11 protein-coding genes and 1 pseudogene are annotated in these 11,229 nt (G+C 63.9%); 7 read left to right on the top strand and 5 right to left on the bottom strand.

Translation table 11 applies throughout. The features are described 5' to 3' along the window. From RM96_RS24325 to RM96_RS24315, 3 genes are all read right to left on the bottom strand, one after another. Window positions 1-302: MerR family DNA-binding transcriptional regulator (locus tag RM96_RS24325; RefSeq protein WP_039014289.1), on the bottom strand; the 302-nt coding region annotated here is incomplete at its 3' end. An 89-nt stretch (window positions 303-391) separates the two neighbouring features. Continuing rightward, window positions 392-838, bottom strand: a complete 447-nt coding sequence (locus RM96_RS24320; RefSeq protein WP_039014291.1) for a thioesterase family protein — start codon at window positions 836-838, stop codon at window positions 392-394. 195 nt (window positions 839-1,033) lie between these two features. Next, window positions 1,034-1,954, bottom strand: coding sequence for a LysR family transcriptional regulator (locus RM96_RS24315; protein WP_039014288.1), 921 nt, complete (start codon window positions 1,952-1,954; stop codon window positions 1,034-1,036). Window positions 1,955-2,088: 134 nt separating this feature from the next. On the opposite strand from RM96_RS24315, the gene RM96_RS24310 reads away from it, so the two are divergent. From RM96_RS24310 to RM96_RS24295, 4 genes are all read left to right on the top strand, one after another. Then, window positions 2,089-2,832 (top strand): SDR family oxidoreductase, encoded by a 744-nt coding sequence (locus RM96_RS24310; protein WP_039014287.1) that lies wholly within the window; start codon window positions 2,089-2,091, stop codon window positions 2,830-2,832. Between the two features lie 302 nt (window positions 2,833-3,134). Continuing rightward, the gene (locus tag RM96_RS24305) at window positions 3,135-3,557 is read left to right on the top strand and encodes a rubrerythrin family protein (protein WP_039014286.1); all 423 of its coding nucleotides are present in this window, start codon (window positions 3,135-3,137) and stop codon (window positions 3,555-3,557) included. A gap of 149 nt (window positions 3,558-3,706) precedes the next feature. Next, entirely contained in the window at window positions 3,707-5,044 is a 1,338-nt protein-coding gene (locus RM96_RS24300; protein ID WP_039014285.1) for a heterodisulfide reductase-related iron-sulfur binding cluster, read from the top strand. A 28-nt stretch (window positions 5,045-5,072) separates the two neighbouring features. Continuing rightward, complete coding sequence (locus RM96_RS24295) at window positions 5,073-5,654, top strand: DUF3501 family protein (RefSeq protein WP_039014284.1); 582 nt, start codon at window positions 5,073-5,075, stop codon at window positions 5,652-5,654. A 65-nt stretch (window positions 5,655-5,719) separates the two neighbouring features. Here RM96_RS24295 and RM96_RS24290 read toward each other — a convergent pair whose 3' ends face one another. Continuing rightward, window positions 5,720-6,055 carry an EF-hand domain-containing protein gene (locus tag RM96_RS24290; protein ID WP_039014283.1) on the bottom strand — a complete coding sequence of 112 codons (336 nt, stop codon included), beginning with the start codon at window positions 6,053-6,055 and terminating at the stop codon, window positions 5,720-5,722. A 220-nt stretch (window positions 6,056-6,275) separates the two neighbouring features. Beyond that, complete coding sequence (locus RM96_RS24285; protein ID WP_039014282.1) at window positions 6,276-7,748, bottom strand: patatin-like phospholipase family protein; 1,473 nt, start codon at window positions 7,746-7,748, stop codon at window positions 6,276-6,278. A 284-nt stretch (window positions 7,749-8,032) separates the two neighbouring features. Between RM96_RS24285 and RM96_RS24280 the strand changes: the two genes are divergently transcribed. The 3 genes and pseudogenes from RM96_RS24280 to RM96_RS24270 form a co-directional block, all read left to right on the top strand. After that, the gene (locus RM96_RS24280; RefSeq protein ID WP_039014281.1) at window positions 8,033-9,139 is read left to right on the top strand and encodes an AI-2E family transporter; all 1,107 of its coding nucleotides are present in this window, start codon (window positions 8,033-8,035) and stop codon (window positions 9,137-9,139) included. 295 nt (window positions 9,140-9,434) lie between these two features. After that, window positions 9,435-10,946: a methyl-accepting chemotaxis protein gene (locus RM96_RS24275; protein ID WP_063926012.1), complete on the top strand. Its 1,512-nt coding sequence runs from the start codon at window positions 9,435-9,437 to the stop codon at window positions 10,944-10,946. Between the two features lie 120 nt (window positions 10,947-11,066). Continuing rightward, a pseudogene (locus RM96_RS24270) lies at window positions 11,067-11,229 on the top strand (IS607 family transposase); the annotation flags it as partial.

Raw genomic sequence — 11,229 nt, 5'->3', positions numbered from 1 at the left:
CCGCAGCCGAGGTCTGCAATGACCTCGAACGTCCAGCCCTGCCTCGCGCAGTAAAGCTCCAGCACCTGCTTCTGCCGCTCCAGGTCGTCCTTCTGGTCCTGGCTGGATACGCGCGCATAAGCGATGGTGCGCCGGGCAGCCTCGGAGGCGTGAAATTGCTCGGGCCGCAGACGCGCCAGATCGTAGCGACGACGCCCGCCGGCTGTGCGTTCGTCCGCAATGAGCTTGCCTTCGCGCTCCCAGCGCCTCAGCGTTTGCGCCGAGACGCCCAGAAACTCCGCAGCCTCTTGAATGCTGACCATCGTGCGTATCATGCGCAAATTGTGCACAACTGCGCAAGAACGCGAAACTATTCTGTCAGCAGTTCAAGCCCTCGGGAGGCGAGCTCCCCTTACTCGACCCAGTTCACCTTCGGGAAGCGGCCGGCAAACCCTTCCGGCATCGGCACCACCTGCTTGCTGCGGTACTTGAAGAAGACAAAGCCAGACTTGGCCATGGCGATCAGCGCGCCATCCTGCGGGCGCGTGATGCGGAAGATGATGTCGCCGCCGTACTTATTGAAGTCCATCACGCCGACTTCGAACAGCAGCTGGTCGCGCGCATGCGCTTCATTGCGGTACATCGTCGCCAGGTCGGTGACGATGATGCCGACGCCCTCTTCGCGGACATCGTCCGACGTGCCGAACTCGAACAGGAAACGGGCCCGCGCCTCCGAGATCATGGAGATCATCGAATCATTGGCGAGGTGGTTGGCCGAGTTGATATCGGTCACGCGCACGGTCAGGTGCGTGGCGTAGCAGAACTGGTCGGCGGGAAGGTCGAGCTTGAGGCGGGCCATGATGGGGCGGAATGAAATGACGGATCGGACCGGGCGCCGCGACGAACGCGCCGGCATGGCACGGAAGGCACGTTGCCGGACACTGCAAGCCGAAACCGGGTAGCGGCGTGGCGCCAATCATAGTCGATCCGGCGCAGCCACCAGCCGGATCGCCGCGGGCATGTCTTCAGGGACGTTGCGCGCCGGAGAGGCACGCTACGCCCGGCCACGATCCGGCACGTCTGGCATGGAGGTGAAGGCGTCGACCAGCGCGTCATAGACCAGCCGGATGCGTGCCGGCAGCGGCCCGCGCTGGGGCCGGTAGACGTAGACATCCCACGGTTCCGGCTCGAAATCCTGCAGCATGGGAACCAGCTCGCCGGCGGCGATGGCCGCGCCCGCCTGCAGGCTCGTCGCCTGCCCGAAGGCGGCGCCGGTGCGCATGAAATCCAGCTCGGTATCGGAGTCGTTGCAGACAAAGGCCGGCTGCGCCGGCGTCATCTGCTGTCCGTTAGCGAACAGCCACGGCCACAAGCGTCCCGTGCTGGCGTCGAACAGCGCCGTCGTGGGTACGTCGTTGAGCCGCGTGATGGTCGTGGGCCTGCCGACACGTGCAATGAGCGCCGGCGTGCCGACCACATGAAACGTCTGCCGGGAAACACGCCGCGCGACAAAGCGATTGTCGTGCAGGAAGCCGAAGCGAATGCCGATGTCGATCTTCTCGTCGACCACGTCCGCGTGCGCGTCGCTTAGGCGAAGGTCGAAGCGCAGCTGCGGATGGCGTTCGGTCAGCCGCGCCAGGACCGGGAGCAGTAGCAGGCGGCCCATGAACACCGGGGCCGTCAGCCGGACGATGCCACGCATCTCGGGCTCTTCCTGCGCCTGGCCGCGCTGGAACAGGGCATCGACCTGCTCCAGGCCTGGCCGCGCCCGTGCGGCGAGCCGTTCGCCGAAGGCGGTGATCTGCACGTTGCGGGTACTGCGGTGGAACAGCAGTTCGCCCTGCGCCGCTTCGAGGTCTTGCACCGCGCGCGTAACGGCCTGCGGCGAAATGCCGAGCCGCGTGGCGGCTTCCTTGAAATTGCTCGACTCAGCCGCGGCCAGGAAGATCCGCAGCATCTCCAGGCGATTGAGCATGGCGAAAATTCCAGAAATTGGAATTATGAAATCTTAACATTTCCATTTATTCGCATCTGCCGGATTTCCATAATGGTTTCCCACAAGGCCGGGGCCCCTCAGGCCTTCAATGCAAACTGGAAGGAAACGAACAAATGCGATCAAACATCGAAGGCAAAGTTGTTGTCATTACCGGCGCCAGCAGCGGGCTTGGGGAAACTACCGCACGGCACCTCGCCGGCCTCGGCGCATCGGTCGTACTGGGCGCGCGGCGCACAGAGCGGCTGGAGGTCATTGCCCGCGAGATCCGCGAGTCCGGCGACAAGGCAGAGGTCGTCACGACCGACGTGACGAAGCCGGAACAGCTTAAGGCCCTGGTCGACACGGCAGTGCGCACGTTCGGGCGCATCGATGTGCTGGTCAACAACGCGGGCCTGATGGCCATTGCGCCCTTGAGCGAGACCAAGGTAGACGAGTGGGACCGCATGATCGACATCAACATCAAGGGCGTGCTGTATGGCATTGCCGCGGCGCTGCCGGTGTTCGAGCGGCAAGGCAGCGGCCACTTCATCAACATCGCATCGGTAGCCGGCATCAAGGTATTCAGCCCGGGTGGCACGGTGTACAGCGGAACCAAGTTCGCGGTGCGCGCCATCTCCGAAGGGCTGCGGCATGAAGTGGGTGGCAAGATCCGCACGACCACGATCGAACCCGGCGCCGTCGACTCGGAACTCAAGCTGGGCAGTTCCCACACGGAAAGCGCTCGATTCGTGGGGGACTTCTACAAGATCGCCATCCCCGCCGATTCGGTTGCGCGCGCCATCGCGTACGCCATCGAGCAACCCGTCGATGTCGACATCAACGAGATCGTGCTCCGCCCGACCGTGCAGGAGTTCTGAGCAGCTCGTTCCGGGCGGCTCTTGCGCCACGGGCATGCGCAAGGGCCCACCAGGCAGGCATGGATGTGAAGCAATGCGCGCATGATACATGCATGAAGTGCCATGCGCGCCGCAATTGGCATGGTTCGGCCGCTTCGCCCCGGCGGCTATCGATCACATTAAAAAACACTATTGGGGATCGCCACCCCTTCGCCCTAGATTAAGCATCACGGTGCAGGCACGCGCGCCTCGCCGGCATCGGCTGTAGTGCCGATCGCTCATGACATTCGCGCGTCCCCATGACAGCGATTCAGGAGATACAGATGCCGACAATCAAGGGAAGCAAGACCGAGCAAAACCTGAAGGACGCATTTTCCGGCGAATCCCAGGCGAACCGCCGCTATCTCTACTTTGCCGCCAAGGCCGACGTCGAAGGCCAGAACGACGTGGCCGCGCTGTTCCGCTCCACCGCAGAAGGTGAAACCGGCCACGCACACGGCCATCTCGAGCACCTGGAAGCCGTCGGCGATCCTGCCACCGGGCTGCCGATCGGCTCGTCGCGCCAGAACCTGCAGGCGGCCATTGCGGGGGAAACGCACGAGTACACCGATATGTATCCCGGCATGGCAAAGACGGCACGCGAAGAAGGCTTCGACGAAATTGCGAACTGGTTCGAAACGCTGGCCAAGGCCGAGCGCAGCCACGCGAACCGCTATACCAAGGCGCTGGAAGCACTCGTAGACTGAAGCCATCGCCCGGCGCGGCGCTGCGGTCTGGCTGCGCGCGCCAGGGAGAGTGCGACGCAAGCCCCCGGGATGGCGGGCTTGCGCGTTGTTGCGTGCGCCGCGCGCAAGCGTGACGTGCGGCCAATACAAAAAACGAGGAGACTGACGCCATGCCCCACAAGGAAGGCAGTCTCGAAGCACCCACGCGGCATCCGCTCGACTGGCTCTCGGACGGCTTCTACGATCAGGACCTGCTCGACAAGGAGCTGGCGCGCGTGTTCGATATCTGCGCCGGGTGCCGGCGCTGCGTGTCCCTATGCGGCGCGTTTCCGCAACTGTTCGACCTGGTCGACGAGACCGACAGCGGTGAAGCGCATGACGTGGACAAGCAGCACTTCAACAAGGTTGTGGACCAGTGCTACCTGTGCGACCTGTGCTACATGACCAAGTGCCCGTACGTGCCGCCGCATCCGTGGAATGTGGATTTTCCGCACCTGATGCTGCGCGCCAAGGCCCTGCACTACAAGCGCGGCGAAGTCAGCACACGCGACAAGGTCCTGTCCAACACCGATGCGCTCGGACACTTTGCCGGTATCCCCATCGTCACGCAGGTGGTGAATGCCGTGAACCATACGCGCGCGGCGCGCAGCGCGCTGGAGAATGTGCTGCAGGTCGACAAGAACGCGTGGTTGCCTGACTTCGCAACACGCAAGTTCCGCAGCGCCGCGAAGAAGGCCCCCGTTGCCCCGGTAAAGGACGGCGAGCGTACGCCGGGCAAGGTCGCGATCTATGCGACCTGCTACGTGAACTTCAATGAGCCCGGCATCGGCCATGACCTGCTGGCGATCCTCGCGCACAACGGCATCCCGTATGAGCTGGTGACCAGCGAGGCCTGTTGCGGCATGCCGCTGCTTGAGCAGGGCAACCTGGAAGGCGTGGCAGAGAAGAAGGCGAAGAACATGCCGGTCCTTGCCGCCTACGCACGCGAAGGCTATGCGCTGATGGGCGCGGTCCCCAGCTGCGTGCTGATGTACAAGCACGAACTGCCGCTGATGTTTCCCGATGACGCCGACGTGCGCGCCGTCAGCGAAGCGTTCTGGGATCCGTTCGAGTACTTGGTGTCGCGCCATCGCGACGGCCTGCTGAAGACAGATTTCAAGGAGGCGCTCGGCAAGGTCTCCTATCACGTGCCATGCCACGCGCGCGTGCAGAACATCGGCCGCAAGACGTTCGATACGCTCTCGCTGGTGCCCGACACGCAGGTCACGGTGATCGAACGGTGTTCAGGGCACGCCGGCACGTTCGGCGTCAAAAAGGAATTCCACGGCATGGCCATGAAAATCGGCGGTCCGGTGTTCAAGGCCATGGCGCAGCCCCAGCCGGACTACATCTCGTCCGACTGCCAGCTGGCCGGCCACCATATCGAGCAGGGCATCGACGAAGCCGGTCTGCCGAAGGCATCGCTTGCGCATCCGCTGACGCTGCTGCGCAAGGCCTACGGCATCTGACTCACCCAACCACACGCGAGGACAACTGATGAGCATCGCCAGAGATTCGCTGATGTCGCTCGAAGCCTACGCCAAGGCACGGATCGCCAAGCGCGACGAAGTGATCGCGCACAAGAAGGACCGCACCGTGGCGCTGGGCAATCACCTGACTTTCCTCTTCGAAGATGAGCTGACGATCCGCTACCAGATCCAGGAGATGCTCCATATCGAGAAGATCTTCGACGAGGCCGGCATCCAGGCCGAACTGGACGCCTACCTGCCGCTGGTGCCGGACGGCAGCAACCTGAAGGCGACCATGCAGATCGAATACGCCCACGAGGCCGAGCGCCGCGCAGCGCTGGGGCGACTGATCGGCATCGAAGACCGCGTGTTCATCGAAGTGGAAGGCGAGCCGCCGGTCTATGCGATCGCAGACGAGGATCTCGAGCGCGAGAACGAGGAAAAGACTTCAGCGGTCCACTTCGTGCGTTTCGAGCTCACGGATGCGATGAAGACGCGGCTGCGCGGCGGCGCCGCACTGATGATCGGGTGCGATCATCCGAACTACCGGGTGCCGGTGCAGGTGATTGAAGGGCCTGTGCGGGAATCGCTGCTGCGCGACCTGACGTAGAGGCCCTGGAGGCGCTGCGCAGCAGAATGAGGCTGCCGCACGGCTTCCTTGCTCAACCAGGCAGGTCAGTTCAGGCTTCCCGGATCCTGCGCCGCCTTGCGCTGCTTGGCCTTGGCCGCCCCGTACGCGCCAATCTGCCGCTGCGTGATTGCGCCCGTCTTCTTGGTGTCGATCTTGTCGAAGTTCTTGTAGACCTCCGGCATGCCGGCCTCTGCCTCCTCGCGCGTCAGTTTGCCGTCATGGTTGGTGTCAGCGGCGTTGAACTTCTCCGTGAATTTCGCCTTGGCTTCCTTGGCATTCGCCGGCTGCTGCGGCTGCTGTGGCTGTTGCGCGCCGACAGTTCCCGATGCAAGCAAAACGACCAGCGCCAGGCTGGCCGTTGATAGTAGCCGTTGAATCATCAGAGTCTCCTTGAACACTTCGATGGTGAGGCCAGCCGGTCTGGCGGTCTCCGGTGACAGGCTGGCGCTTGCAGGGCAAAGAATGATCCGGCTCGTGGCTCCTGGCCCCGGTCAGATCATCCTCGCCTTTCAGGCGCGTGGGAATTCAGCTATTTTGGGAAGCGATATTAGAGTTTTGGAGACAAACGGCGACATGCGGAAGAGATGCCTGCCAGGCACCTCACCGTCCGGTCGGCGCAGAGACTGCCGCTCCCGCCTGCCCTGGCGCGGATACGATCCTCGCATCGACGTCACGCAGCAGCCGCTGGAACTCGGGCGATGCCATGATGATCTTCCCGGCCGCGGCACGCAGGCGGTCGACAGCCTCGTCCGGCAGGGAGAACGAGGTAGGCAGCTGGTTCAGGTAGTCCAGCTCCGCGGCGTCGGTCAACTGGGCAAACGACACGTCGATCGCGTAGATCGTCGTGTCCGGCGTGCGTATCGCGCTGACCACCGCGGCATCCTTGTTCGCAGCCATCGCCCGGGATTCCCGCACCCGCCGCATGGCTTGCCAGCGCGCCTGGGTGTCCTTCAGCAATTCAGTCGCCTCGTAGGAATAATGGTCGATCGGAACGCCCGAGGCCTTGAGCAGTATCTGCACCGAGCCCGGCGGGGATTCCGACTTGTCCCAGTCTGTCCTGGGCGTGGACAAAGAGTTGACGACAAACACGACAAGCCTGCGCAACCTGTCGAGCGGCGAAGGTAATCCGACCAGATGCAGCGATTCCATGATCTCCAGCGTATCCAGCACGCTGCGCATGCCGAGGTTGTCTGAAACGCCACCATCCACGACATGGATGTACGGCCGGTTGACGCTGTCCCCGAACTCCCTCTCCTCCCTCAGGTGGCGGGTCGCACGCGCGGCGGGCCTGGGCGGGTCGCCGGTGCCGATAAACGGCTTGATCCAGTCAGGCGGCGCATAGCCGCAATTGCCGCCGTAGTTGTTGAGCGTGACGGGTGTGAGCACCACCGGCACTGCCGATGAAGCGGCGGCGGCACGGGAAAGCCGCATCGAATTCAGGTCCGAGCAGAGCACATCGAAAACGTTCTGCGTAAAGGGAAGACGGGCGCCCGTGGAAATATCGGTGGCCGAGGCGATGATGAGCGGTCCGTTGCCGCGATTGAGGTCGCCAAAGGTTGCACCGTGGAACAGGATCTCGTCGTACAGATCGGCCGCCAGCTCGGACCGGCCCCAACCGGTCGACCACAGCGATGGCCAGTAGGTTGGCGTGAACACACGAGCCGTGATCTCGCCCTGCACATTGCGCTTGAGGAAGTTCCGCTCATAGTTGTCAAAGAGCTTCTCGCCGTAGAGTCCGTAGGCCAATGCGGTGAAGCTTCCGCCCGATACACCGGTGATAACGCCGACATGGTCCAGCAGGCGCGACCGGTTGCCTTTCGGCCCGACCACCTCGGTATTGTGCAAGAACTCCAGGACCCCGTAGGAGAACGCGGCAGCGCGCGTGCCCCCGCCCGAAAAGGCCAGGACCACCAGATTCTCACTGTCCGCCGAGTATTGCGGCCGCGCGACAAACCGATAGCCGGCGTTCGGATCGACCTGGGTGATCGGTGCATTGACCGGCCGGCTGGCGCACCCGCCGAGCAGGAGCCATAGCGCAAGCACGATCGACGCGGTCTTTGGGAATCTGGCCATAGCCCCTCCGCAGCGGATCACGCAGATATCACCGCCTCGCGCCAGCATATGAACCTGACTACCGGGGCATCGGCTACTACCTAGGATAGTCATGAAAGCCGCCGGGATCGCCATCTCCGGCCATAAAGCGCGCTATTGGTGCAACCGGCGAGGTTGCTGCGCCTTTACTCCTGACCTAGACTGAATTCCACAATTTGCGGCGTGCGCGTAACACGGCCGCCGGTAGAGCTAGATTGGCGCGCCTGCCGATCCGATCCTTTGCGGCCCCTGCAAGGAGACCAGCGATGTTGGAAACGCCCTTTTCCGAGCGGGCGCTGTCCCGTGGACTGCTCGATGTCCTGATTCGTGCCGGGCTGGTCGCCACGCTGGTGATCTTTTGCTTCGAGATCTTCCGTCCGTTCTTCGACCTGGTGATCTGGTCGCTGATCCTGGCGGTCACCATCTACCCGCTGCAAGTGATGCTCAGGGGCAGGCTGGGTGTCAACGAAGGCAAGACCGCCACGCTGATCATTCTGATCGCTGTCGCCATCATCATGGTGCCGGCCTACCTGCTGGGTACCGCGGTGGTCGATTCGGTGCAGCGCGCGATAGACATCGTCAAGAGCGGCAGCTTCAACATCCCGCCGCCGGCCGAATCGGTTGCCGCCTGGCCGGTGGTGGGCCAGCGGCTCTATGACTTCTGGCAGCAGGCCGCCAACGACCTGACCGGCCTGGTGATGAAGGTCGCGCCTCAGCTCAAGGGAGTCAGCCTTACGCTGCTCGGCACCCTCGCCGGGGTCGGCACGGGCCTGCTGGTATTCGTCTTCGCCCTGGTCATCGCAGGCATCATCATGGCCTACGGCGAGGAAGGCACGCGCAGCGCGGAACAGATCTCCTCCCGCATCTTCGGCCCGGACCGGGGGCCGCGCATCACTGTACTGTGCACCGCCACGATCCGGGCTGTGGCCCAGGGCGTGGTCGGCATCGCCTTTATCCAGATGTTGCTGATCGGCGTCGGCTTCATCCTCAAGGGCGTTCCTGCCGCCGGCCTGCTGGCCCTGGCGGTGTTGCTGCTGGGAATCATGCAGTTGCCGGCCACCTTGATCACTGTCCCGGTCATCGTCTTCGTCTTTGCGACAGAGGGAACCAGCGGCGGCACCATCATCTTCGCCATCTATGTCTTCGTCGCCGGGCTGGCCGACAACGTGCTCAAGCCACTGATGCTGGGCCGCGGCGTGGACGTACCGATGCCGGTGATACTGATCGGCGCGCTGGGCGGCATGATCAGCGGCGGCATCATTGGCCTGTTTATCGGGCCGGTGATGCTGGCGGTCGGCTACAAGCTGTTCTGGCTGTGGGTCGAGGACCAGCCCCAGGTCGGCGTGGCACCCGTCGAGCAGACGGAACCCTGAGGCAAACGCGGGGCGTCACGCGCAAGCGCCCTGATGCACAGATCCCCTCCTCCAGCGCATCTCGGAAATTACGGCCCACGCCTCCGTTCTCCTGCCGCGGCGCGCGACCGCCATACATCGTATAGCGGCGCGGCGGATTCGAACATCACTCAAATGCAGCAATTTTCAGGACTGTTGCGGCGCTTCGCCGCTCGCATGTGCGACGAATTCGAATCGATATATAGTGCCCGGACAGAACATCGGAAGAAAGACTGAACGGGGTGCTGCGTCTTCACAACTCAAGCCTTGAGGTGGTATGAGCAGCGCAAACTATGCATTGTCGTCCGGACCCGGTTCCGCGGCCTCCGCGACTTACCGCGCGGCGCAATCTTCCGGTACGGCGCCCCCGGCACTTCTGACCGGCGTCCATCGACGCGCGGACCACCTGATGGCGGTCGTGCTCTGGGCGCTGTGCCTGCTCTCGCTGATCGTCGGCAACCACTACGGCTCCCTGGCGCTGACATTCTCGCTCGGGCTGCCGATGACTGTCCTCGGCACACTGATGGCAGCATTGCTGCCAGCGCGGATGGCAACGCGGCTGACGATGGCGGTGCTGCAGATGGCATTCGCCGCGCTGCTGATTCACCAGGCGCACGGGCTGACCGAATTCCACTTCCTCGTCTTCGTTTCGCTTTCGCTGCTGCTGGCCTACCGGGACTTCCGCGTGATCCTGCTTGCCGCAGGCGCCATTGCCGTACAGCATCTGAGCTTCAGCCTGTTCCAGTCCTGGGGCTGGAACGCCATCTGCTTCACCGACCCGAGCTTCAACATGGTCCTGTTCCACGCGGCCTTCGTCGTGGCGCAGACCAGCGTGCTGTGCGTGCTTGCCTGGCGCCTGGAGCGCGATGCCAGGTCAGCGGATGAGCTGAGCGCGCTGGCTGCCGGCATCGAGCGCGAGCCGGGCTACCTGACGCTGGCTTCCGGCGACAGCGAGCCGGACAGCGAATTCGCCCGCGCCTTCCACAAGACCCTGAACACCGTCAGGCAGACGCTGGGCCAGGTCCGCAATGCCGCCGGCACGGTCGCCGCCGCAGCCGGCAACATCCTGGACGCCAGCACCACCGTCGCACGCCGCACCGATGAACAGGCGCGCGCCGTGGAACAGACCATGGAGGCCATGAAGACCCTGACGCAGACCGCCCACACCAGCGCCGACCACGCACGCGGCGCCTGCGAGCTGGCCGGTGCATCGAGCGAAGTGGTGGCGCGCGGCAGCAGCGAAATCCTGTCCGTGATCCGCACCATGGGCGAGATCAACGAAGCCTGCGAGCGCATCACCGAGATTATCGGCGTGATCGACAGCATCGCCTTCCAGACCAACATCCTCGCGCTCAACGCCTCCGTCGAAGCCGCGCGGGCCGGCGTGCACGGCAGGGGCTTCGCCGTGGTGGCCGCGGAAGTGCGGCAACTCGCGCACCGCTGCGGCACCGCCTCCAAGGAAATCCGCGGACTGATCGGCGCGTCGGTCGACCGCGCCCGCGCCGGCTCCGAACTGGTGGGCCATACCGGCGACACCATGAACGAAGTCGTCGCCAGCATCGGCCGCCTGGCCACGCTGGTCGAAGAGCTTGCCGGCATGGGGGATCACCAGCGCGCGGGCATCGAGTCGATGGGCAGGCAGGTGGCTGGGATTCATGCGGCGTTTCGGGAAAATGCGGCGCTGGTGGCCAGGGCGGCGGAGGCTGCAAGGGAGCAGCGGATGCAGGCGGAATCGCTGAATGAGGCGGTGGGGGTGATTCGGTTGGGGCTTGAACTGCTGACAGAATAGTTACGCGTTCTTGCGCAGTTGTGCACAATTTGCGCTCTGCCGCTCCAGGTCGTCCTTCTGGTCATGGCTGGATACGCGCGCACAAGCGATGGTGCGCCGGGCAGCCTCGGAGGCGTGAAGCAGGTGCTGGAGCTGTACTGCGCGAGGCAGGGCTGGACGTTCGAGGTCATTGCAGACCTCTGCTGCGGCATGAACTCCCACAAGAAGGGCCTCAAGCGCCTGCTCGATGATGTGGTGGAGGGGCGCGTCGGGCGGCTGGTCATCACGCACAAGGACCGTTTGC

Origin of the sequence: Cupriavidus sp. IDO (assembly GCF_000812465.1) — a bacterium.
In the GTDB taxonomy this organism is placed as follows: domain Bacteria; phylum Pseudomonadota; class Gammaproteobacteria; order Burkholderiales; family Burkholderiaceae; genus Cupriavidus.
Note: the sequence above shows the minus strand (reverse complement) of the source record. Positions and strands in the feature narration are given on the sequence as shown.